We start from the raw sequence: 25727 nt of genomic DNA on the forward strand, positions 1-25727 counted from the left end.
ATTCAGTCAAGATTTAAGTGGTAAAAAACATCATCGGCACTCATTAAAGGAAATTTTACGGGAAGATTGCTTTTCTCAATCTTTACAAATTCATTCCTTTCATAGAAACGCTGAGCTGCTTTCAGTACCGTTATGGTTCCCAGATATAGATCATCAATTCTGTTTTCACGGCAGAAAGAAATTAAAACTTCCAGTAATTTCTGGGCAATATTCAGTTCTTTTCCTCTGAATTCCTTTTTAACAAACATTTTTCTGATGGCTCCTGCCCTTTCGTCAAATTTAACCAATGCTATAGAACCTACCAGCTCACCATCTGCAAAAGCACCCCAAAAGTTACCTCCGGCTTCCATGTAAAAACTTTCTATCTGCAAAAGATCAGGCTGATCTTCTATGGTAATCGGAATATTAAACTCTTTTTGCTGGATCGTCAAAATCAGATCAATAGCCTGTTCCGAATAAGAATTTCCGATGGGTTGTATTTCTAATTTCATAGTGTTTATATTTTAAAGTACAAAACTACGTAGTTGAATACATAAATACAAATCAATTCTAATTTTTAAAAAATTTTAACACGAAATTTTCAAAACCGGAATTTCTACATGATGATATTTATGTAATTTCCTCAAAAAAATAATACCATTCAAAACTTCACTTTAAAAATGAAAATAGAAAACATAAAACCTTTTAATGGTCAGCATTGTGAAACGACCGCTACGGGAACATTATTACATCAAATCGGGATCGAACTTTCCGAACCAATGCTTTTCGGATTGGGTGAAGGGCTGGGTTTTATCTATTGGAATATGAAAACGATGGACTTTCCTTTTATAGGAGGACGGATAAAACCTGATCTGCTCACTCAAAATTTAGCCAGAAATCTGAATCTGGAACTAACCGTAAAGGAAACTTCTTCACAACAAAAGGCCTGGGATCAGGTTAAAGAACTTCTCGATGACGGACAGGCAGTAGGATTGAAAATGGATTGTTATCACCTGGAATATTTCTCAAATCCTTTCCATTTTGCAGGACATTATGCTGCTATTTATGGTTATGATGACGAAAATGCTTTCCTGATTGATACCAGACAACAGGGCGGCCAGGTACAGACATCCTTAAAAAGCCTGGCAAGAGCAAGGGCTGAAAAAGGTCCGATGGCTTCCAAAAATCTATATTATACCCTCATGAAAACCGATATAAAATTTGATCTGGAAAAAGCCATAGCCGCCGCAATCAGGAATAATGCGGCCGAATACCTAAACCCACCCATTACCAATATTTCTTACAAAGGGATTTTAAAAACAAGTGCTGAAATTATCAAATGGTTCAATACAAGTAAAGATATTGAAGGAGAATTTAAGCAAGCGGCTTTACTAATGGAAAAAGCAGGAACCGGAGGTGCGCTGTTCAGGAATTTATACTGTGATTTTTTGAAAGAAAGTTATGAACTGATTCAACTTGATCCGCTGAACACAGGCTATGAAGCCTTCACTGAAATTGCCGGACTCTGGACAAATGTGTCTCAGCTGTTTGAAAAAGTAAGTCAGACAAAAGAAATTACTTATATTCAGCAGGCTTCGGATATTTTAAAAGAGATATCTGGAAAAGAAAAAAGAACTATGGAAATATTGACAACTTTATAGCTGGAAAAGAAAGGAGTACTCCTGTTATAATAAATTCACAAAATAATGAATAATATTAACACCCATCAACAAATCGATAAATAAAAACATACAAACACATAAAAAAAGCTAAAACAATAGATTATTCATAAATTATATCGCTATTATATGAAAATAATTTATATTTTTATGTGATAAATTTTAAATAATATAATGATGAAAAATCTAAAATTAATTGCAATCGCATTAGGGATGCTATCTCTGTCTTCATGTAACAGAAATGAAGAAGAACAAAATACTCAGCAGCCTAACAAGGAAAATCAGGCAATGCATTCCTTAGGAGCAATCCCGGTAGATGACAAAACCTACAGTTCATTTGCTAAAGCTGATATAGATGCATTAGCTATGAAATTCAAGGGCAAATCGGCAGAAACGCTTATAGCTTCTATTCCATCAAGTTATACCATACCCAACACTCCTCCAGTAGTAAATCAGGGACAGGAAGGTTCATGCGTTGCATTTGCTACAGCTTATGCTGCTGCAAGTATTCTGGAATATAATTTTAAAGGGATAACAACCCCAAGAAGTCCAGAGTACGTATATAATCAGATAAAGATAAATGGCTGCGCTAATGGAACTTATGCCTCCAGTGGATTAAATTTAATAAAAGATCAGGGAGTTTGCAGCTGGGATGAAATGCCCTACACAGATGTAGAGTGCTCTACACAGCCCAATGCAACTCAAAAAAGTGCAGCAAGTACTCATAAATTTACAACCTGGGCTACTGTAGATAAGACCAATATCACCAATGTAAAGACACTTTTAAGCATGAATTTACCCATAATTATTACGGTGACGGTAGATGGAAGCTTTGATAGTTTAAGCTCAGCAAACAATTGGATATGGAAAAGTCATTCCGGTGCTGTAAGAGGAGGACATGCCATTTGCGTAGTGGGTTATGACGATACTAAACAAGCTTTTAAAGTACAAAATTCCTGGGGTACCGCATGGGGAAACAATGGATTTTTCTGGATAGACTATGCATTTTTTGCCAAGACTAGAAAAGGAGCTATCAATGAATCTTATGTAGCCTATGTTCAATAAAAATTAACTTTGAGTAAGTCTCCTATGTTTGTATTGTCATAGGAGACAGTCTCATTTTTATACTTTTAAAACCGGATCATTTATTTTTTACAAATAATAACACTGGTAAAATCAGATTAATATTGTCAATAAAAAAACGTATGCCATTCCTGACATACGTTTTTATGATATTACATTGCTGAAACGGTTATTTCCAGCCGCCGCCCAAAGCCTGATAAAGCTCTACGGCAGCTTTCATTTTGCTGTATCTTGCATTGGAAATGTTAAGTTCTGCATTCAATGAATTCACACTTGCATTCAGCACTTCAAGATAGTTGGCCATCCCATAGTTCACCAGTTCCTGGGAATAGTCAACCGATTTTTTGTAGGCATCAAGTTCTTTTTGTTTCAATTCAATAAATGAATCCTGAACAGAGAAAACCCTGATGGCATCCGAAACTTCTTTTCCAGCAGTCAAAACTGTTTTTCTGAAGTTCAGATAAGCTGTTTCCTGATTGGCAAGACTTACGTCATAGTTGGTCTGGATCTGTCTTTTATTTAAAATCGGCTGGGCCAGTCCTGCCACTACATTCGCAAATAAAGAGTTTACACTGAATAAGTGGTCAATATCCACAGACTGCAATCCGCCGCTTCCTGTCAGTTTTAAAGTAGGATAAAACTGAGCTTTGGCAGCATTCGTCAGTTGGAAAGCATTCATTAAGTTAAACTCTGCTCTCATTACATCCGGGCGGTTGGCCAGAAGCTGAGTCGGGTAACCCAGTTTTAAATCGATCGGAAGTTTCTGCCCTTCCAATGTAGATCTTTCTATAGAATGAGAAGGCTCTCCCATCAAAAGGCTCATTGTATTTTCGAGCAGCTGGATCTGTGTATCAATATCAATCAGTAATGATTTGGCATTGAAAACAAGCGCTTCGCTTTGCTGAACTGCTACTTCAGTAAGAGAACCGGAAGCTTTTAAAGCTTTTGTGGCTTCAAGATTTTTCTCCCTTACAGCAATTGTTTCCGTGATAATTCTTTTCTGGGCATCAAAAGTCAGCAACTGATAATACGCAGAAGCAATGGAAGACACCAAGCTGCTTTTAACGGCTTTATGAGCGGCAACAGTTCCTAAATAAGTGGCAAGCTGGGCTTTTTCCTGTGCTTTCAATTTGCCCCAGATATCAGCTTCCCATCCGATACTTGCCGTAATGTCAAACTGGTTTACATAACGTCTTTCTCCGATGATCTGTCCAAACTGGGTATTGATAGACTGGGTCTGAAATGTATAGTTGGGTCCGATAGAAAGCGTCGGCTGATACGCTGCCTTACTCTGTTTAAGATAGGCTTCCGCAGAATTAATACTTTCCAAAGCAATTCTGATATCAAGATTGTTTTCCAGTGCCTTGGAAATATGCCCCTGCAATATCGGATCAGTGAATATTTCTTTCCATGAAATATCTGCAATATTCGTGCTGTCCGAAGGAAGCATGTCTGTACGAAAAAGCTTTTCGTCTACAACATTTTTCGGTCTTTCATATTCTTTTCTCGCCATACAGGATGAGATGACTCCGAGTATGAAAACTGAAAAAGTGATTCCTTTTATGATGTTTAATAAACTCTTCATTATTTTTAATTAGAAGTTAGAGTTTAGAAGTTAGAAGTTAGTTTTTAGACTTATCTCTAATTGCTAACTTCTAATTTCTTAAATCTTAATTTTATTCTGCTAAATTGATATCTTCTTTTTTGATAGGTTTAATTTTTTCCTGCAGTGTTTCAAAAATCACATACAGAACCGGAATTACAAATAATCCCAAAACAGTTCCTATCAATAGTCCGATTGCCGCTCCCGTAGCGATAGATCTGTTACCTACTGCTCCGATTCCACTTGCCAGCACCAACGGTAATAAACCGAAAATAAAGGCGAATGAGGTCATCAGAATAGGTCTCACCCTGGCTTTCGCTGCATTGATGGCTGACATCACAATCGTTTCTCCATGGTGTCTTCTCTGAACAGCAAATTCAACAATAAGGATTGCATTTTTCGCCAGTAGTCCCACGAGCATGATAAGGGCAATCTGGAAGTAAATATTATTTTCAAGTCCCATAATCTTCTGGCCGAAATAAGCTCCCATTACCCCAAGAGGAAGAGAAATAATAACGATCAGCGGAAGAATATAACTTTCATACTGGGCAGAAAGGATAAAGTAAACGAAGATCAAACTCAGTCCGAAAATCAAAAGCGTTTGAGATCCTGAGTTTAACTCCTCTCTTGTTAATCCTGTAAATTCTACGGCATAGTTTTGATTCAGGGTTTCATCTGCCACCTGCTGCACCGCTGCAATCGCATCCCCGGAACTGTATCCGTCAGAGTTGGCTCCCGTCACCTTCACTGAAGTAAAGAGGTTGTAACGGCTTACGGATTGTGGTCCGTATGCTTTTGTCAATGTTACAAACTGTGAAATCGGAGTCATGATCCCAGATCCTGTTCTCACATAAAGCTGATTCAGGTTTTCAATATTCTTTCTGTTTTCAGGAAGAGCCTGAACCATCACTCTGAACTGCTTTCCATACTTGGTAAAGTCTGCAGTATAAATACCTCCGATATACCCCTGCATCGTTGCCAGAATTTCATTAACAGAAACTCCAAGCTGTTTGCTCAGAGGAACATTAATTTCCATCTGATACTGAGGATATTTGGTATTGAATGAAGTCTGTGCAAACTGAATTTCCGGTCTCTGCATCAGCTTACCAATGAATTCATTGGTTTTAGCATCCAGATCAGCATATTCTCCACCTGACTTATCAAGCAATACCATTTCAAAACCTGCACTGTTACCAAATCCCGGTACACTTGGTGGTTGGAAGAATACTACTTTAGCATCAGGAACAGATCCTACAATTCCAAATAATTTTTTGGTAATATCTTCAGAAGTCTGTCCGTCTTTTTTTCTTTCTTCGAATGGTTTCAGTTTAACAAAGGCAAGACCGTTGTTACTTCCGTTTCCGGACAAGAACCCTCTACCTGTTGAGATCGTTACATTCTGCACACCAGGCACTTTCAATGCTTTAGCCTGAAGAGTTTTCAATGCGTTGTAAGTTCTTTCCATAGAAGCTCCCGGAGGAAGCTGAACATCGGTAAAGATAATCCCTCTGTCTTCCGTAGGTACAAACCCTTTCTTCATGCTGCTGCTTGCCCAGAACAGAATACCTCCGGTAACAGCGAAAATAATCAGGGTTACCCATTTATGTCTCAACAGGAATACAAATCCTCTTCCATAACGTTCAGTAGTCGTTTTAAAAGCAATATTAAACTTATAGAAAAACTTCTGTAACAGGTTTAGATTTTTATATTCTGCATGATGCGCTTCGTGAGGTTTTAAGAATAATGAACATAAAACCGGGCTCAGGGTCAATGCATTAATCGCAGAAATGATGATGGCTATAATCAGCGTAATACCAAACTGCTGGTAGAATACCCCAGTAGGACCTGTAATGAACGTCACTGGAATAAATACCGCTGCCATTACCAAAGTAATCGAGATAATAGCTCCTGTAATCTCATCCATCGCCTCTACAGTTGCTTTTTTAGCATCAGAAATACCATGCTCCATCTTCGCATGAACGGCCTCGACGACGACGATGGCATCATCCACTACAATACCAATGGCCAGTACCAATGCAAATAAAGTCAAGAGGTTCAATGAATATCCGAAGAGATTCAGGAAGAAGAATGCTCCCACAATAGATACCGGAACCGCGATAGCCGGGATCAGTGTAGACCTGAAGTCCTGAAGGAAAATATATACTACGATAAATACCAGAATGAAGGCTTCGATAAGGGTATGAACTACCTTTTCAATAGAAGCTTCCAGGAATTCGTTGGTATCGAAGTTGAAAGTATACTTGATTCCCTGTGGGAAAGTTCCCTCAGCAGATTTCAGATAGGCTTTGATATTTTTAATAATCTCCTGTGCGTTGGATCCCGGAGTCTGGAAGATCCCCATACTGATGGAAGGATTGTTTCCGTTCTCCCCGATTCCTGTGTAAGACTGTCCTGCAAGTTCCACTTTAGCAACGTCTTTCAGCATCAGGTTTTGTCCGTTTGCAAGAGATTTGATGATGATATTATCGTATTGTTCCTTATCGTTGAATTTCCCTACGTATTTGATGATATATTCAAAAGAACTACCGCTGTTTTGCCCGATAGAACCTGCCGCTGCTTCTCTACTCTGCTCATTGATGGCATTGGTAACATCAGTAGGCGTTACACTGTAGGCAGCCATTTTTGCAGGATCAAGCCAGATTCTCATCGAGTAGTTTTTACCACCGAAAACGTTCGCATCTCCAACACCATTTACCCTTTTCAGGTTAGGAATAATATTGATATTCAAAAAGTTCTGAAGGTATACGTCATCCAGGTCTTTATTTTCAGAATAGAAGGACATATACATCAGGGCACTGGTCTGCTGTTTCTGGGTTACTACCCCTGAACGCGTTACTTCGGCAGGTAACAGCGGCGTAGCTCTCGCTACACGGTTCTGTACGTTTACCGCTGCAATATCCGGATCTATTCCCTGTTTGAAGAAAACCTGGATCTGGGCAGAACCGTCGTTTCCGGCACTGGAAGTGATATAATCCATACCTTCCACCCCATTGATCTGTTCTTCCAAAGGTACTACTACACTTTTCATTACCGTCTCGGCATTGGCTCCCGTATAGTTTGCGGAAACACTCACCGTAGGCGGTGCAATGTCCGGATACTGTGTAACCGGTAACGAGATCAGTCCCAGCACACCGAGAATCACAATCAGGATTGAGATTACGGTGGATAAAACCGGTCTGTTAATAAAGTTTTTTATCATTAGAATTTCGGTTTTATTGATTGAACAAGACTATCCATTTTAATTGGCTGCGGTTTCACGGCTGTTCCCGGTTTCAGACCTCCGATACCAGCTGCAATAACTCTTTCACCTTTATTAACTCCGGATTTGATAAGAGCCATATTGTCGATTCTGTCGATAACATTCACAACAACATTTCTGGCAGTATCTCCTTTTTCTACTTTGTATACGTAAACAATACCCTGCTGCTCATAAGTAGCACTTTCAGGTACTACAAGTACATTGTCATAATGCTGAGGGAACCTGATGGTTCCGCTGTTACCATTACTTAATAATTTTTGAGCATTTGAGAAAGCAACTCTGAACTGGATTGTCCCGGTTGTAGGATCAATCTGGCCGGTAATGGCTTCAATTCTCCCTTTTTCAGGATAAAGACTACCATTGGCCAGTTGAAGCTCAACCATTGGTAAGTTTTTGATTTTCTCAGGCATAGAAGCTCCCGGAGATTTTTCAAGGAAATCAAAATATTCTTTTTCATTCATTGCAAAGTAAGCATAGATCTCAGATGTATCAGAAATCGTTGTCAGAGGAGTCTGATCAGACGGTCCTACCAAACTTCCTACTTTTAATGGCAGTCTTCCGATTACCCCAGAAATAGGAGCACGGATAATAGAATATTCGATGTTGGCTTCCACCCCTTTATAATTGGCTTCAGCCTGTCTTTTGGCTGCATTGGCCTGCTGTAACTGTGCCTGAGCCTGAGCCAGCTGAGCCTGGGCGGTCTGTAACTGTACGTTACTGATGATATTTTTCTGAACCAGAGGTTTAAGTTTGTTCACTTCAACCTGAGCTGCATTTACAGAAGCCTGCGCAGCGGCAACACTTGATGCTGCAGCACCGATTCCTGCTTTGGAAGCAGCTGCATTTTCGGTCAGGATATTGGTTTCCAGACGGAACAATGGCTGTCCTTTTGTAACATATTGTCCTTCATCTACCAATACCTGGGTAATATATCCCTGTATTTTTGCACGTACATCATTGTTTACTCTACCCTGGATGGTAGCCGGAAACGTCTGATAACCCACTATATTTTTAGACTCCACTGAGATAACAGGATATGGCTTGGCACCATCCTGTTTCGGAGCTTCTTTTTTGCAGGCTGTCAGTGAAAGCGCTGCAATGGAAAGTATAACTAGCTTATTATTCATTTTATAGTTTATTAAGAGATTCCTGAATATTTTCTATGTTTTTATTTAAGAGTGCTTTGTAAACTTCTATTCTTTCGTTGTATCCATCGTCTTTACTTTTTTTAAAATTGTTTAAATCATCTAATAGTCTTAGTTCGTCCTGCATTTTTTGGACAATTTTCTCGAATCGTATTTTTTTGTATTCATCATTGATGAAAAAATACCGTTTCCGCTCATCCATTTTGTTATGGTCTACGATAAGCTGAGCATTCAGTAGTAATGAAATACTGGTGGAAACAGAACTTTTGCTCGCGGAGAGCACTTCAACGAACTCGTCAAAAGTAATTCCTACTTTCTCATAGTCAAAAAGAAGGTAGGAATAAATTTTTGATGCTAAAGGAGGTAAGCTGAACACAGTACCATAAAATTTTACGGCATCCTGAAAAATTTTTTCATCAATTTCTATACTTTGGTGCATAATATAAAAATTTGAACAAAAGTAGAAATTAGTTCAGAACCAAACGAACAAACCCGATAGAGTTTATAAATACTGGACGTTTTAAAAATTCAATGAAAGTTGATTTAACTTTTTGCCTAAATTATAATCTTCTCAAAAGCTTTCCTCATCCCGTCTCTTAAAAGAACCTCTCCACAATAGGAATACCCTCTGCCTTCAAGAATTTTCAGCATGGCGATATTATCATGATTGGTATCTACTTTAATACTCTGAATTCCATGAGATTTGGTAAACTCTTCAATCTGATCAAAAAGTTTCTTTACCATTCCCTGTCCGGCAAATTTTTCATCTACGGCCACTCTGTGAACCACAACAAATTCACCATCACTTAGCCATGCTCCTTCAATGGTACTGTACGCCGGTTCATCATTCAAAATCAGGGCTGCATATACTGCAATTTCTCCGTCTACGGTCAATACATGCCCGAATCCTTTCGCAATATCACTTTCTACCGTTCCTAGATTAGGGTATCCGTTCTGCCATTGGGTGCTTCCGTCCTGTCTTCTTCTTTCAATGGATTGCTGGATGATTTCCCAAATCATGTTTCTGTCTTCAATTTCCGCTTGTCTTAGTTTAATTTCTGGATTCATGTTATAAAATTTGATTAAAAGATTGAATGATTTAAGAATTTAAAATCAGAATTGCTGCTTTCCGTTCAATCTTTGAGATATTTATTTTTTGATGGGTTGCAATTAAAAAACCGAAAATTAATTAAAATTAATTTTCGGTTCGAAGTAGTAAAATTTAAAATTATGAAATTGTTTATTGATTTTCACTTTGTTGAAGGTAAGCATCAATAATTTCAAATGCTTTGGATTCATCTTCCAGATCTACCATTACCTTCAGCGAAGTGGCTGTTGGCGTTGTAGTAAATGTAAGATAGTTATTTTCAACCGTGTTTGTAATCTGTGCGTCATCCAATTTAGATTTAACCAACTGAATTTCTGAAGGGTTATCACTTTCATAAACTGATACTCTCGTACTTCTTTCCATATTCTAAATGTTTGAGTATCTAAATGTACAACGTTTTTTTTAAAATTACAAATTCCGGGATTTAAATTTTATTAATATTGCTCTCGATTTTATCTAAAGCAAGCTGGATTTCTTCTTTCGTAACATTCAAATGGGGTCTGAAACGAAGAGACTGATCTCCACAAGGAAGAATAATTAATCCGTCATTGAAAAGTTCATTCATTAGGTGGTTTCTCTGTTCTGCAGTAGGAAGATCAATAGCACACATCAGGCCTCTTCCTCTTGCATTTGAAATTTTCTCAGGGTGTTTTTCAGCCAGAGCTTTTAAACTTTCCAGTAAGAAATCTCCCACTACTCTTGCATTTTCTACAAGATTTTCTTTTTCGATCACCTCCATTACCAGCTGGAAACGAAGCATATCAATAAAGTTTCCTCCGAATGTTGAGTTGATTCTTGAACTTTCCCTGAAAACATTGTTTGGAACCTGATCAAATTTTTCCTTATTAGCCAGCACACCACAAACCTGAGCTTTTTTCCCGAAAGAAATAATGTCCGGTTTTGCTGTAAAATGTTGGAATGCCCACATTTTCCCTGTAATAGCAATTCCTGTCTGAACTTCATCAAAAATAAGTAAGATTTCGTTATCATCACAGATTCTTCTTAATCCCAGCAGGAATTCGTCTCTGAAATGATTGTCACCGCCTTCAGCCTGAATAGGTTCGATGATGATACACGCCACTTTATCAGGGTTCATCAAAATAGCCTCTTCAATCTGAAGTAAAGCAAGGTTTTCGTTTTTGATAGTTTCTTCAAGGTTTTCTTCTGTAATCGGGAACTTTAATTTCGGATTTAAAATTCTCGGCCAGTTGAACATCGGGAAATATTGGTATTTTCTCGGATCAGCAGTGTTTGTTAAACTTAAAGTATAACCACTTCTTCCGTGGAAAGCCTGTTTGAAGTGAATACAGATTCCAGCTTCAGTGTCTAATCCCTTTTCAAAGTTTTTGCGGGTTTTCCAATCGAAGCATGCCTTCATTGCATTTTCAACTCCCATCGTTCCGCCTTCGATAAAGAAAGCATATTGTAATTCTTCAGGAATAACTACTCTTTCGAATACCTCAAGGAAATGAGCGTACTCTTCTGAGTAAACATCCGCAAGCGTAGGTTTATTAACAGCCATTCTACCTAACCATTCTGATCTTTCAACAAGATAAGGGTGGTTATATCCGATAGATGCAGATGCAAACATAGAGAACATATCCAGGTATTCTCTGTCTGTCAGTTTATCATAAAGCCATGATCCGTGTGACTTTTCAATATCCATCACAAAATCGAAACCGTCTGCCAACACATGTTTTCCTACTGTTTCTTTTACTTTATTTGCTTTTATATCTAATGTGTGTTCCATAATAAATTTGTAGTGTGATTTAATAAATGAATAATTAAATGATCCAAAAATGAAGCGTTTAATCATTCAGGTTATTAAGTTTTATGTTTTTTGAGTGCTTTAAGTAAAGCTTTTATAAATCAAATTTAATTCCCTGTGCTAGAGGAAGTTGCGCGGTATAATTTATAGTATTGGTTTGTCTTCTCATATAGTATTTCCAAGCGTCAGATCCTGACTCTCTTCCTCCTCCGGTTTCTTTTTCACCACCGAAAGCTCCACCGATTTCAGCACCGGATGTTCCGATATTGACGTTGGCAATACCACAGTCTGAACCAGCATGAGAAAGGAACAATTCAGCCTCTCTTAAATTCTGGGTCATGATCGCAGAAGATAATCCTTGTGGAACATCATTCTGAATGGCAATAGCTTCTTCCAGTGTTTTGTATTTGATCAGATATAGGATCGGAGCAAAAGTTTCGTGCTGAACAATCTCATAAGAGTTTTTCACTTCAGCCACACAAGGTTTCACATAGCATCCGGATTCGTAATCTTTCCCGGATAAAACTCCGCCTTCCACAACAAATTTTCCTCCTTCTTTCTTACATTTTTTGATAGCCTCTTCGTATTGGTTTACAGCATCAGTATCAATAAGTGGTCCTACATGGTTTTTCTCATCCAAAGGATTTCCGATTTTCAACTGGCCATAAGCTTTTGCCAATCTTGTTTTCACTTCATCATATACACTTTCGTGGATAATCAGTCTTCTTGTCGAAGTACATCTCTGGCCTGCAGTTCCTACAGCTCCGAAAACAGCTCCGATAATTGACATATCAATATCAGCTTCTTTTGTAATGATGATCGCATTGTTTCCACCTAATTCAAGGATAGACTTCCCGAATCTTTCAGCTACTTTAGAAGAAACCATTCTTCCTACTCTGGTAGATCCTGTGAAAGAAACAAGAGCAACTCTTTTATCGTCTACTAATTTCTGTCCGATTTCGTGGTCTGATACCAATACACTTGATATTCCTTCAGGAAGATTATTTTCTTTAAGAACTTCCATCATGATATTCTGGCATGCAATAGCACAAAGCGGCGTTTTCTCAGATGGCTTCCAGATGGTAACGTTACCGCAGATCCATGCTAATGCTGTATTCCAGGACCATACGGCTACCGGAAAGTTGAATGCAGTGATGATTCCCACTACTCCAAGCGGATGATACTGTTCATACATTCTGTGTCCCGGTCTTTCAGAGTGCATGGTGTATCCCTGAAGCTGTCTTGAAAGACCTACTGCGAAATCGCAGATATCAATCATTTCCTGAACTTCTCCAAGACCTTCCTGTAATGATTTACCCATTTCATAAGAAACAAGTTTACCCAGGTCGTCTTTATATTCTCTTAATTTTAAGCCCAGCTGTCTTACCATCTCTCCTCTTTTGGGAGCCGGAATCAGCCTGAATTCCTGAAATGCCTTTTGAGCAGTTTCAATTACTTTGTCATAATCACTTTCTCCGGAAGTTTTTACTTTAGCAATCAACTTTCCGTCCACAGGAGAAATGCTTTCTATCACCTTTCCTGATGCGAAATATTTTCCGCCCACTGAAGTCCCTTTGTTCTCTTCTTTAATCCCAAGATTTCTGAGTGTTTTTTCGATTCCGAAATCTTTTACTTTTTTTGACATAAAATCTTACTTTTCGTTCTCTCTAAAGATAAAAATATTATGTGAACCTCAAAACTTTAATTTTTAATAGGCTTTTTATTTGGACTAATTATAAACATGCTTATCTTTGTAAAGTAATCATTTTGATAATCACCAATGGAAAATTCACAGGAAAATAACTCAAAGCTTAAAAAGTGGTTCAAGCGCGTGGGATGGGCAGGATTAGCTTTCTTTACCATTAAAGGCTTGATTTGGCTCGTCATATTCTACGTTGGAGCAGATAGTCTTCAAAGTTGTATACAATAAAAAAGCAGAGAAAATTTCTCTGCTTTCTTTTTTGGTATAAGGTTAACTGAATTGTTATTTCTTTATTGAAAAGCTAAAAAAGAAGCTCTTTTTTATATTTTCTGTAATTTTAAAAAAGGAGGATATCATCATTTTTGTGGCTATACCTCCCCAAAATATTATCATTCCTTCTCTATTCTTACCTTTTATTTACTCTTTTTTCTTTCTCCCCGCGTTAACAAGACTCTGATGCAGCAGGTATTCTATCTGTCCGTTTACACTTCTGAATTCATCATTGGCCCACTTTTCAAGGAGTTTATAAGTAGACTCGTCTATTCTTATCACAAAGGATTTTTTGCCTTTGCTTTCTGAAGAGTTCTGAGCTTTTTCTGATTTCATTTTTTTAATTCTCTAACATTATTTACAGTTGCTGTCAGTATAGAAACTGTCTGTACCAAAAGCCCACTGTTAAATTTCTTAATTGTAAAGTGTTCCTGCATTTAGGATAGGTGTTGCCGCTTTTTCACCGCAAAGAACCACCATTAAATTGCTTACCATTGCCGCTTTTCTTTCATCATCCAGTTCAACGATATTATCTTCAGAAAGCTTTTTCAGGGCAAGATCTACCATTCCTACCGCTCCTTCCACAATCTTGGTTCTTGCAGCAACAATCGCAGTAGCCTGCTGTCTCTGAAGCATTGCTCCCGCAATTTCTGAAGCATAAGCCAGATGGGTAATTCTTGCTTCCTGGATAATGATCCCCGCCGGTGCCAGTCTCTCTAATAATTCCTGCTCGAGAATTTTGTTGACCTGATCCCCACCGTCCCTTAAGGTAATGTTAGCATGTTCATCTTCAAGGTTATCATAAGGAAAGCTTACCGCAAGGTGTCTTACTGCAGCCTCACTCTGCATTCTTACATAATCCGTATATCTTTCTACTTCATAAGCTGCTTTGTAAGTATCTCCTACTTTCCATACAATTACGGCTGCAATTTCAATAGGATTCCCCATCTTATCATTTACTTTTAAAGTCTGCCCCTGAAGGTTTTCAGAACGAAGACTTATTTTCTGTGATGAATAAAGCGGGTTGATAAAGAAAAGTCCGTTTTCTTTTACCGTTCCAACATACTTTCCAAAAAAGTTAAGCACTCTTGAGTGGTTAGGCTGAATAATCATTAATCCTTTTAAGAAAAAGCATGATATCAGAAAACACAGCATAGCGAGCGCAACAAAAGTTATATTCTGGTCTACTCCGGTAATAAAAAAGTAGACAGCTGCGATAAACAAAGCCAGGCAAATAACCAATGTAAGATAGCCGGACATAGGTTTTAAGATTTTTTCCATAATTGAATTTTATTTTGATATTATTTTGATATCATAAAGATAGTAATGAATTTTGAATTATGAATGATAAATTTTGATTTTTTTTGAGGTGAGAGGTTTGGGCTTCGGGTTCCGAGTTACGAGGTGCAGGTTTCGGGGTTGGGATATAGGATGCGGGTATCTAACTAACACAAAGTTCGCAAGGTTAATTTATCATGATGTATTTTATTTTAGTTCGCAAAGCCACTTCGTTTAGCAAAGACCACGACTTTCTTTGCTGAGTGAGACGCTTTTGCGAACGATATTTTTATCATCATCAAAAATCATTGCGAACCTAGCGTTAAAAAAAACAAGCTCTTGACTCACCCCAAAACCAGCAACAATCAGGAATAAAAAAATCCCGGAAATGAATTCCGGGATTTTAAAATTATAGGTTCAGTATTTTATTTCTTTGTTAAAGTTTTAAACTTCCAATAAGAAACAGCTGATAAGATGATCATTGTTGAGATTCCGATGTATACCCAGGCTGGTACCGGTACCGGATCTCCCGCTGCGTATGAGTGAAGTCCGCTTAGATAATAGTTTACTCCGAAGTATGTCATTACCATTGAGCAGAACGCAAACATTGTTGCTACGTGGAATGCCCATCTGCTTCTCAATCCAGGTACTAATCTCATGTGCAGTACAAATGCATACACCATAATGGAAATGAAAGCCCATGTTTCTTTCGGGTCCCAGCTCCAGTATCTTCCCCATGATTCGTTGGCCCAGATTCCTCCTAAGAAGTTTCCTACTGTTAAAGCAAACAATCCGATGGTTAATGACATTTCAGAAACGATTACCAATTCTTTCAATGTCGTATCGTGGTGAATTTTATACGTTTCTTTATTGGAAATAATATAGAATACCAATGAAATTACAGCAATAATCATGGAGAGCGCGAAGAATCCGTAACTTGATGTAATAATAGCTACGTGAACAATTAACCAGTAAGATTTCAATACCGGAACAAGCGGTGTAATCTGCGGATCAAGTGCTGAACCTCCGTGGGCAAATCCCATCATAATAACAGCCACCATGAAGCCGGCTGCAGGAATCAATGCATTGGCATTTCTGTACAGGATCAAACCTGCCGTAATCCCTACCCAGGAGATAAAGATAATTGCTTCATATCCGTTACTCCAAGGGGCATGACCTGAAATATACCATCTTGCAACAAGTCCTAAGAAATGACACAGATATCCAATTAAACCAATCGCAATAATTACTTTAATTACTTTATTTAATACTTTATTTGATTTGAATAATTCAACAAATCCTAAGATCAGAAGAAGACCGCCGATAAGCGTATAGAAGATCAATAATTTGAAGTTAATATCTACTTTATTCATAAATACTTCAAGATCTACTTTGGATTTAGCAGGAACAACTGCTTTACCCCATTTCTGCTGATAGTCTGAAAGCTTTTTCAATTCTGCATCTGCTTTGCTCCAGTCACCGGTTTTTTGTGCGGTAAGCGCTTCTGCAAAATAAGGTCCCATTACCTGCTGAGATTCCATATCCGGTTCGAATTTCTGATCCAGCCATGAATGCCATGTATGGTTGACATCATTTTTCACAGGAACAATTCTCATAAACTGACCGCTGAAGAACTCATTGAAGATCTGTACTCTTTCGTTTACAGCAATTACTTCTTTATCGTAGTTTGTTTGCTCAGCCGGTTTCTTACGGAATGCGGTGTTGTAATCATGCTCAAGAATATAAGTAAGATTACCGTTTGCATCTGCCGGGAAAAGGTTCATCAGAGAAGTATAACCATCTTCATCTGCTTTTGTTTTATTCTTCAGCTCATCCCCTCCTTTAGTTCCTACTTTAATAATCGGAACCATTGTCCAGCTTGGAGTATCTGTATTGATAGAAAGGAACCATTGGTTGGCTGTAAGAGATTTTCCGTCTGTTCCTTTAAATTCGTCTTTCTTGTATAATTTTCTTAAAATATCGATTGCCTCTGTATTGATAGGAACAATTCTTCCTTCAAAGTTCTGAACCAAAAGATATCCGAATTTATCAGCATGTTCTTTACTGATTTTGTTTCTTGCAATGATCTCGTCCGGAGAAATAGTTCTCATTTTTCCCATTGGAGTTGCCAGAGAGTTCTGCTTCGGAGCAGCGCCATCAAGCGGCTGGGCAGACGGTGCCGGAGCATGGGAATGGTTGTCTCCTTCCACATGAATATGTTCTCTGCTTCCGTCGGTAGTTCCGTGAGTTTCGATTTTTTGTGCATGTAAACCTAAACTTAAGAACAATAAAAGTATACCTGCTGCTTTCTTTTTATTCACTTCAGCCAGCATTTTATTTAATTTCCAGAAATGTGTTCCTTTCCAGAAGAAAATGACAAACATTCCAAGGAATAAAAGTCCGTATCCGATGTAAGAAATCAAAGTTCCCCAGTAGTCGTGGTTTACAGAAAGAACGGTTCCCATTCTGTCCGGATCAAAACTCGACTGGAAGAAACGGTATCCTTTATGGTTAAGAACGTGGTTCATATAGATTTTATAAGGAGTTTCTTTACCTTCGTCAATGATTTTTACGTGGCTTTCATAAGCACTTGGAGATGAACTTCCCGGATATGTTTCCATCACGAAATCATCCAGTTTCAATGCGAAAGGCGTGTTGTATACTTTAGGTCCGAAACCTACCATGATGTTTAAACCATCCATCGTCACCTGCTTGTAAGCATTCGGGTTTCCTTTTTCAACCGAAAGGTCTACAATTTGTTTTGTTTTTGGCCCCTGAAGCTCAATCTGAAGCATATCAGGAACGTTAGCATCTTTCTTTCTGTCGCCTTCAATAGCCATCAGTCTTCCTTTTTTAAGACCTTCAGGTACTACCAGTTTCAGCTCGTTGATGGTATATAAACTTCTTAATGCCAAAGGCTGAAACTCATCTTTCACTGTAGTTCCTGTTGCTTGCGTAGCCATGGTCATATAGCTTGCATCTACAGGAGTTTTGATGAATAATTTTCCGCCTTCATTTTTGAATTCAACAGCACCTTCAATCGCTCTGTTGAATGTCACCAAAGTTCCGTTGATAGATTTTGTTTCTCCCGGTTTGATGTAAATATTCTGTCTTCCGGTATTTCCGGTAGAAACCAGATGAAGATACTCAGCACCATTTGGTTCAGCAATAAGGCTGTCTTTTTTTCTTTGGATGTATTCCTTGGCAAACACTTTCACTTCTTTTCCGTGGAAGTCATAAGTTGCTTTGAAATCTTTGTGTAACGGAGACATCAGATAAGGAACATCCTGATAATTCAGCACATCACCTTTTTCCTCAATCTGGATTTTAAAGAAATTTTTATCAGTTACAATTTCGTTGGACGTTTCACCTTCTCTGATGTGCATTTGTCCTTCGAAACTGATATATCTGGTGATGGCACCACCAATAAAAATAAAAACAAAGGCAAGGTGGAAAACAAGAACCGGCCACTTATCTTTTTTCCACAGTCTGTATCTTCCGATATTTCCTATGAAATTGAGAATCAGTAAGACCATGATCAGTTCGAACCACTTGGCCTCATAAATTAATGCTTTTGCTGTAGGAGTTCCGTAGTCGTTTTCTAAGAACGTTGCATAAGCCATCGCGAATGCGTACACCAGCAACAATACAGCCATTGTCCTGGTTGAGATAAGAATATCTTGGAGCTTCTTCATGATTTATTGTACTTGACATGCAAAAATAAGCATGATAAACCACAAAGAGCCTAAAAAAAGCTGTTTTTTATCACTTTGGCCTTGGTTTTGCTTATTTTGAAACATTCTTAATAAGCCTAAAAATATTAGGAAAAATTCAATTTCTAATTCCGAAAAGATATAGATTTATAAAAACTATTCTGATGATTGAACCCTTCTATATGAAAATAAAATAAAACACTGTAAAACATTGGTTTATAGCTAAACTTTCATATAAAAATCAAATCCCTTCAGCCAATCAATAATTTCTTTCTGATCTTACTTAAAAATTCATGGGTAATTCCCAGATAGGAAGCAACCTGCTGCTGGGTAATTCGCTGTTCCAATCCCGGATACTTTTCAAGGAATTCAAGATACCGTTTATCCGCTGTTTTCCCTGTTAAAGAAAGAACTCTCCTTTGTAATGCTACTGAAGATTTCTGGTTCATAATTCTGAAAAGCTTTTCTATCTGTGGCATTGTTTCATACAAATCTTCCTTATCTTTTTTAGAAATCATCAATACTTCACTGTCTTCAAGGGCTTCAATATTCAGAATACTGGGAACGGTATTGATGAGGCTGTCAATATCCGTAATCCACCAGCCTTCAACCGCAAAATATAAGGTTTGCTCCAATCCGTTTTCATTGAGATAATAGATTTTAAAACACCCGTTCAGAACAAATCCTTCAAAGAAACAATAATCTCCTTCTTTGAGCACCACTTCTTTCTTTTTAAATGTTTTTGCGTTCAAAAGGCTTTGCAAACTTTTGAAAATCCTCTTCTGGAAGATTGATATATTGACTGATATTTTTAAAAAGTAAATCGGACATCGGATTATTTAAGCAAAATAAAGGTATCAAAATTATTGACACCTTTATCAAATTAAGTTATGTTAAGCTGTTTTTATATTAAGCAAATGATCTTTTTAAATAAGTTTATTAGAAATCTTCGGTATTTGCTAAATAAAAAATATTAGAAAACGCAATGGCGCCAAGAATTTTTTGAAATATCAGCAGTTTTTAAGGCGCAAGGATTTTATCTATGATAAAATTTATTAGATTCATTTTGCTGGAAATCTTCGATTTCCTTGCGTCTTAAACTAAAAAATACGTATGATAAAACTTTGCACCTTTGCGTTTACCCAACAAAAATTGAAGTTCATTGTACACGTTCCATATCTAAAAATAGCCTTATTTTAAAAGTTCATCAGTATTTATTACACGGGCATAAAGATTTCCAAGAGCAGAAATCCCGGCCAAAAAGGATCTTTGAACTTCTTCAGCCTTTATCACTTCCCCATTCAGTTCACGATTTCTGGTTGCTGTAGCATCTCCGATAATGGTATTGGTAAACCCGAAATCAAAAGCAGCTCTGGTTGTTGATTCCACACAGACATCTGTCATCATTCCTGTAATCACCAGATTTTTAATGTTCTTTGACTGAAGATAACCTAGAAGATCCGTCTCTCTGAAGCTGTTGGGAAAATGCTTAACGATAACTTTTTCATCTTCCCTCGGTAAAACCAGATGATTGATTTTAGTGCCCTCTGTACCCGGAAGGAAAAACGTTGCACCATCATTGGTAGAAATATGCTGAATGTGAATGACAGGAAGATGATTGTTCCTGAAATATTCTAAAATTCTTCTGGTGTTTTCAGCGGCCTGTACGCTTTTTTCCAGTGTCATTTTTCCGCCCGGGAAATAATCATTTTGTACGTCGATAATTAATAGTGCCGTGTGTTCTGTTTTTTGTTGTTGTGCGTTCATTGTAATCGTTGAAATTACTATCAGACAAGAGGTCAGAATAGTTTTAAATTTATTTTTCATAGGTGAAATTGTATAGGCCAAAATTACAGAGGCTTCACCTCCTGACCTTTGAACTAGTTCAAAAAACACTATTGCTATCTAAAAACTTTAATATTGTTAATTTTTTTCATCTCTGTCCGATTAAATCAAAAATTTTATTATCTTTTTAAAGAAAAACAACTCATAAACAGTTAATATAATTTAACGGTATCAGATTTGGATAAGCCAAAAAAATAACCTTATTTTATTCTGTCATAAAAGAAAATATTCTTAAAGTAAAAATTTTAAATACCCTTTGTAAAAGCGGGATTACCAAAATGTTTTTTGGATAAAAAAGATTTATTTAGTGTTGAATAAAACATTAAATTTGCGACATTGATATTATGGATAAAAAGACACAAAAAAAACCGACTGAATCGCCTGAGAAAGGCAGAATCTTATCTAAGCCACGTATTTTTTTCGGGCTTACTTTTATACTTTTATCGGCTGTTCTTGCACTCTCATTCGTCTCTTATCTGATGAACTGGAAAGCAGATCAAAGCCAGGCCGGAACTATGCTGGACAAAAGCATAAAATCTTCCAATGTCTTTGGCAAGGTAGGTGACTGGCTTGGAAATATTTTCATTTTTGAAAGTATTGGTATTGCTTCATTTATCATTGCATTTTTATTCCTTGTAGTGGGGACTCTGATCCTTAAGAAGAAAATCTTCAAACCATGGAAAACGATCGGCCACTCTTTATTTTTCATCTGCTGGCTTCCTATTTTTATGGGGGCACTTACGAAAGGTCAAGGTGTTTTAGGCGGTGTTTATGGATATCAGATCATGGACTATCTTAACTCCATCATCGGAGCAGTAGGCCTGTGGACAGTGTTAGCTGCAAGCATTCTTCTCTATTTTATCCTTGAGTTTAATCTTCGTCCAAGCTCGATCAAGGCGAAGCTGGATAAGATCAATGAAAATACGATCGGAAAAGTAAAATCCATGATGCCTGACTCTAATGATGATTTTGAGGCTGATGAGGAATTGAAAGAGGAAGCAGAGGAAGCTGAAGAAGAAACACTTTCCAGAGTTACGGTGAGTGATGTTGCCAACAAGCCCGTTACAACTCCTGTCAATACAATGAAAGACCCAGAACCGGTAAGTGCTCCGAAAGGATTTCCTGAGGTTCCGGTTTCCAACGAAATAGAAACCATTTCCACACCCAACCATACTTCTTTTGAAGCAGAGCCAAGAGATGTTCCTCAACAGGTAAGCTTAAACCTTTCTACCAAGCCCATTGTTCCGGTTTCAAGCCCCGAAGAAGCATTTGACATCAGACCTTCTGCACCGTCTCCGGCAGTAACAACAGCTCCGGCACAGGAAAACATTAAATTCAATGTAGAAGTGGCACAGGTGGTTGATGTTTTGGATGATTCCGATAAAAAGTCCCAGGAACTGGTAGAAAAGCATGGTTTGTATGACCACAAGCTAGATCTTGCCAACTTCCAGATGCCACCTGTAGATTTGCTGAAAGATTACGGTAATGAAGAAATTTCCATCAATAAGGAAGAATTAGAAGAAAATAAAAATAAAATTGTCGGACTTCTGAAGAATTTCAACGTTGGAATTGCAGAGATTAAAGCAACCATCGGTCCTACAGTTACGCTGTATGAAATTGTTCCTGAAGCAGGAATCAGAGTAGCAGCAATTAAAAAACTGCAGGATGATATTGCGCTGAACCTTTCTGCATTAGGAATCAGAATTATAGCGCCAATGCCAGGAAAAGGGACAATCGGTATTGAAGTACCAAGAAAAAATCCTACCATGGTTTCTATGCGTTCTGTTATCGCTTCCCAGAAATTCCAGAATACGGATATGGACCTTCCGGTAGTTTTTGGAAAGACCATTTCCAACGAAATCTTCATGGCCGACCTTTCAAAAATGCCTCACTTATTGATGGCAGGAGCAACAGGTCAGGGTAAATCTGTTGGTATTAACGCTATCCTTACTTCCCTTCTTTATAAAAAGCACCCGAGCGAACTGAAATTCGTCATGGTAGACCCTAAAAAAGTGGAACTTTCATTATATTCTAAAATTGAAAGACACTATCTGGCAAAACTACCGGATGCAGAAGAAGCCATCATCACAGACACCAATAAAGTAATCAATACGCTGAACTCTCTTTGTATTGAAATGGATACCCGATATGATCTTCTGAAAAATGCTTTTTGTAAAAACTTAAAAGAGTATAATAAAAAGTTTACGGAAAGAAAATTAAATCCTGAAAACGGACATCGTTATTTACCGTATATCGTATTGGTAGTAGACGAGTTTGCAGATTTGATCATGACCGCAGGAAAAGAGGTTGAATTACCAATTGCCAGACTTGCACAGCTTGCGAGAGCCGTAGGAATCCACCTTATTGTAGCTACACAGAGACCATCCGTAAACGTAATTACAGGGATGATCAAAGCCAACTTCCCTGCAAGAGCTGCCTTCAGGGTAATTTCCAGTGTTGACTCCAGGACCATCCTTGATTCTCCGGGAGCAGATCAGCTGATTGGTAAAGGAGATATGCTTTATTTCAACGGAAATGAGATCCTGAGACTTCAGTGTGCCTTTGTAGACACTCCGGAAGTGGAAAGACTGGCAGAGTTTATCGGAGAACAGAAAGGGTATTCTTCAGCATTATTACTTCCTGAATACGTTTCTGAAGATTCAGCAAGTACAGTAGGTGCTTTTGACCCGAACGAAAAAGATGCTTTATTTGAAGAAGCCGCAAGAATAATCGTTTCTACCCAGCAGGGATCTACTTCAATGCTTCAGAGACAATTGAAACTTGGCTATAACAGAGCCGGAAGAATTATGGATCAGTTGGAAGCAAGTGGTATTGTGGGAGGATTCAATGGTGCTAAAGCAAGAGAGGTTCTGATCAGTGATCTTCATTCTTTGGAACAGTTTTTGGAAGATCTGCGTAGTTAAAGGGAAAAACACATTGTTTTAACCTTAAGAATTAAAGAAAATCTAACGATTATTAAATTAAGAAAATGAAAAATATTATTTCAAAAGTTATATTGGGAAGTTTTGTTGTAGGTGCAGTAGGTATGGCCAACGCTCAGAAGATTGATGCTAAAGCTAAAAAGATATTGGATGATATTACAGCCAACTACAATTCTAAAAAGAATTCTTACTTCAAATTTTCTTTTGGAAGCGGCCTTAACGGACAGGTGACCAAAACAGAACCTGGTATTTATTATGTTGCCGGAGAGAAATACAAACTGAAGATCATGGATACGGAACAGATCTTCGATGGAAATAAAATTTACAACATCAACGCCGATGATATGGAAGTAACCATTGCCAAGCCCAACGGAACCAGCACCATGTTCTCCCCTATCAACTATCTTACAACGTATAGAAACGATTATAATGTAACATACAACGGTAAGAAAATGGTGAATGGTGTGAATGCCGATTTTATTAAACTGACTCCGGTAAAAGCCAACGGAATTAAGTTTGTGTACCTTTTTGTCGATTCAGCGAAAAAGCAGATGGTAAAACTGGAACAGCACGGAAACAATAAAGATGTTGCAGTAATTGCTATTAAAGAATATAAAGAAAACCAGGAACTGGATCCTAATATGTTTGTTTTTGACAAAAATAAGTTTAAAAACTACATCGTTACAGAACTTTAAAAAGCTGAAAGTGAATTCGCAACTATGTAAATTTACTTTTAACGTTAAAAAAATAACAAAATATAAAAAGCCACAAGTAAACTTTGTGGCTTTTTGATTAATTTTGGCGCATGTTAAAAATACTAGACCGATACATTATAAAAACCTTCTTTGGACCGTTTTTCTTTATATTCAGCGTATTGTTTTTCATTTTTATTGTAAACATTATCTGGGTACAGTTGGGACAGTTTATGGGAAAAGGATTAAGCTACTGGCAGATCCTTAAACTTCTTTTTTATCTTGGGGTAAACGTCATCAGTATGGTGCTCCCGCTTACGATCCTTCTGGCGAGTATTATGTCGTTCGGTGAATTTGGAGAACGCTACGAGCTTGCAGCCATGAAAGCAGCGGGAATTCCTCTGACCCGTGTAATGACGCCTCTTCTTGGAATTTCAACAGCACTTGCGATCATGCTGTTTTTCTTTTCCAACAATATTATCCCGGATTTTCAGAAAAAAGCCAAGAACATGCTTTTCAATATTGCTCAAACCAAACCAGCCATCAACTTTACTCCGGGACAGTTTATTGATCAGATTCCCGGTTATATGGTAAAATTTGATAAAATATACGGGGAAAACGGAGAAAATATAGAAGGCGTTTTTGTTCATAAAAAAGCCAATGCTTACGAAAACCAGCAGTCTGTTGTTGCAGAAAAAGGAAAATTTGTTCCAGCGGCCAACAAGAACTTTTTAAAACTGGTACTGTATAACGGTTATGTATTTGAAGATGCCTTTGCCGGAAAAGGCGATAACGTAAGGCTGAAACAGCCGGACCAGGCTATTAAATTCGATACACTGGTTTCTCACTTTGACATCAGTGAAATCATCAATAAAGCGATCGAAAAGGAACAGATTACGGATGACTACCGTTTCCAGACCTATAACCAGCTTGACGGAACGATTACCAAAACCAAAAAAGACAATAAGCAGTTCTTTGACAATATAGGTTCAGAAGTTCTTAACCAGACCAATTCTGTCATTACCTATATGGATAAAGGGAATAAACATAAAGCTGCTCCGAAGACCCAGATCAAACTGGACACAGTAAAAGGGGATAAAAAACTGGAAATCATCTATAATTCCTACACCAGGCTTGACAATCTGAAATCAACACTGGAATCTAAAAAGAATGAATACAGTTCTAATGTAAAATACTTCAGTAAGGTAGTGATTTACCAGCAGAGAATTGTTGCCTATTCTGTGACCTGTATCATCTTCTTTTTGATCGGATCCAGTTTAGGTTCTATCATCAGAAAAGGAGGAATGGGACTTCCGGTCATCATTGCAATCGTTATTTTCATCATCTTTTATGTCATGAATGTCGGGGTGGAAAATATGTCATGGAGCGGGAAAATGAATCCTTATCTTGCAGCTTGGCTGCCCAACCTGATCCTTCTTCCCTTTGGAGTCTGGATGACGTACAAAGCTCTTACGGACTCACAACTGTTTGATGCAGAAAAATACAAAGCATTGTTCAAACCTATCACCAAAAGGTTTACCAAAAGTAAGGAACATCAGAGATATCAATAATTCTGGTTGTAAAAATAAGATTAAAAGCTTCGGAGAAATTCCGGAGCTTTTCGCTGATTATTATTACAA

19 protein-coding genes are annotated in these 25727 nt (G+C 37.8%); 5 read left to right on the forward strand and 14 right to left on the reverse strand.

Annotated features, from left to right (window positions below; all coding sequences use genetic code 11):
• Positions 1-2 precede the first annotated feature (2 nt).
• Positions 3-491, reverse strand: coding sequence for a GNAT family N-acetyltransferase (locus LIV57_RS11855; protein WP_227942746.1), 489 nt, complete (start codon positions 489-491; stop codon positions 3-5).
• Between the two features lie 168 nt (positions 492-659).
• Between LIV57_RS11855 and LIV57_RS11860 the strand changes: the two genes are divergently transcribed.
• Both LIV57_RS11860 and LIV57_RS11865 read left to right on the forward strand, forming a co-directional pair.
• Positions 660-1640, forward strand: coding sequence for a BtrH N-terminal domain-containing protein (locus tag LIV57_RS11860; protein ID WP_227942747.1), 981 nt, complete (start codon positions 660-662; stop codon positions 1638-1640).
• 195 nt (positions 1641-1835) lie between these two features.
• Complete coding sequence (locus tag LIV57_RS11865; protein ID WP_227942748.1) at positions 1836-2723, forward strand: C1 family peptidase; 888 nt, start codon at positions 1836-1838, stop codon at positions 2721-2723.
• 187 nt (positions 2724-2910) lie between these two features.
• Here LIV57_RS11865 and LIV57_RS11870 read toward each other — a convergent pair whose 3' ends face one another.
• The 13 genes from LIV57_RS11870 to LIV57_RS11930 all read right to left on the reverse strand — a co-directional run bounded on the left by LIV57_RS11870 (position 2911) and on the right by LIV57_RS11930 (position 20435).
• Entirely contained in the window at positions 2911-4326 is a 1416-nt protein-coding gene (locus LIV57_RS11870) for an efflux transporter outer membrane subunit (RefSeq protein WP_227942749.1), read from the reverse strand.
• Between the two features lie 91 nt (positions 4327-4417).
• A complete protein-coding gene (locus LIV57_RS11875) occupies positions 4418-7564 on the reverse strand; it encodes an efflux RND transporter permease subunit (protein ID WP_062670038.1) in 3147 nt (1048 codons plus the stop codon).
• The gene (locus tag LIV57_RS11880) at positions 7564-8751 is read right to left on the reverse strand and encodes an efflux RND transporter periplasmic adaptor subunit (RefSeq protein WP_110008776.1); all 1188 of its coding nucleotides are present in this window, start codon (positions 8749-8751) and stop codon (positions 7564-7566) included. The genes LIV57_RS11875 and LIV57_RS11880 overlap by 1 nt, the downstream gene beginning before the upstream one ends.
• Before the next feature lies 1 nt (position 8752).
• Positions 8753-9208 (reverse strand): hypothetical protein, encoded by a 456-nt coding sequence (locus tag LIV57_RS11885; RefSeq protein ID WP_034694378.1) that lies wholly within the window; start codon positions 9206-9208, stop codon positions 8753-8755.
• Positions 9209-9324: 116 nt separating this feature from the next.
• On the reverse strand, positions 9325-9837 hold the full coding sequence (locus tag LIV57_RS11890; protein ID WP_227942750.1) for a GNAT family N-acetyltransferase: 513 nt from the start codon (positions 9835-9837) through the stop codon (positions 9325-9327).
• A 172-nt stretch (positions 9838-10009) separates the two neighbouring features.
• Complete coding sequence (locus LIV57_RS11895) at positions 10010-10240, reverse strand: DUF2007 domain-containing protein (protein ID WP_002979801.1); 231 nt, start codon at positions 10238-10240, stop codon at positions 10010-10012.
• Positions 10241-10301: 61 nt separating this feature from the next.
• A complete protein-coding gene (gene lat, locus LIV57_RS11900) occupies positions 10302-11627 on the reverse strand; it encodes an L-lysine 6-transaminase (RefSeq protein ID WP_227942751.1) in 1326 nt (441 codons plus the stop codon).
• A 112-nt stretch (positions 11628-11739) separates the two neighbouring features.
• A complete protein-coding gene (locus LIV57_RS11905; protein ID WP_120230952.1) occupies positions 11740-13290 on the reverse strand; it encodes an aldehyde dehydrogenase family protein in 1551 nt (516 codons plus the stop codon).
• A gap of 474 nt (positions 13291-13764) precedes the next feature.
• Positions 13765-13953, reverse strand: a complete 189-nt coding sequence (locus tag LIV57_RS11910; protein WP_034694367.1) for a hypothetical protein — start codon at positions 13951-13953, stop codon at positions 13765-13767.
• Positions 13954-14031: 78 nt separating this feature from the next.
• Entirely contained in the window at positions 14032-14898 is an 867-nt protein-coding gene (locus tag LIV57_RS11915; RefSeq protein WP_110008771.1) for an SPFH domain-containing protein, read from the reverse strand.
• Positions 14899-15320: 422 nt separating this feature from the next.
• Positions 15321-18590: a cytochrome c biogenesis protein CcsA gene (ccsA, locus tag LIV57_RS11920; protein WP_227942752.1), complete on the reverse strand. Its 3270-nt coding sequence runs from the start codon at positions 18588-18590 to the stop codon at positions 15321-15323.
• A gap of 269 nt (positions 18591-18859) precedes the next feature.
• Complete coding sequence (locus LIV57_RS11925) at positions 18860-19360, reverse strand: Crp/Fnr family transcriptional regulator (RefSeq protein ID WP_317259039.1); 501 nt, start codon at positions 19358-19360, stop codon at positions 18860-18862.
• A 439-nt stretch (positions 19361-19799) separates the two neighbouring features.
• A complete protein-coding gene (locus LIV57_RS11930) occupies positions 19800-20435 on the reverse strand; it encodes a cysteine hydrolase family protein (protein WP_227942753.1) in 636 nt (211 codons plus the stop codon).
• A 362-nt stretch (positions 20436-20797) separates the two neighbouring features.
• Here LIV57_RS11930 and LIV57_RS11935 point away from each other — a divergent pair, with 362 nt between their 5' ends.
• The 3 genes from LIV57_RS11935 to LIV57_RS11945 all read left to right on the forward strand — a co-directional run bounded on the left by LIV57_RS11935 (position 20798) and on the right by LIV57_RS11945 (position 25658).
• Complete coding sequence (locus LIV57_RS11935) at positions 20798-23377, forward strand: FtsK/SpoIIIE family DNA translocase (protein ID WP_227942754.1); 2580 nt, start codon at positions 20798-20800, stop codon at positions 23375-23377.
• Positions 23378-23442: 65 nt separating this feature from the next.
• Positions 23443-24090, forward strand: a complete 648-nt coding sequence (locus LIV57_RS11940; protein ID WP_227942755.1) for a LolA family protein — start codon at positions 23443-23445, stop codon at positions 24088-24090.
• A gap of 110 nt (positions 24091-24200) precedes the next feature.
• Positions 24201-25658, forward strand: coding sequence for an LptF/LptG family permease (locus LIV57_RS11945; protein ID WP_227942756.1), 1458 nt, complete (start codon positions 24201-24203; stop codon positions 25656-25658).
• Positions 25659-25727 lie beyond the last annotated feature (69 nt).

Origin of the sequence: Chryseobacterium sp. X308 (assembly GCF_020733145.1) — a bacterium.
Lineage (GTDB): Bacteria > Bacteroidota > Bacteroidia > Flavobacteriales > Weeksellaceae > Chryseobacterium > Chryseobacterium cupriresistens.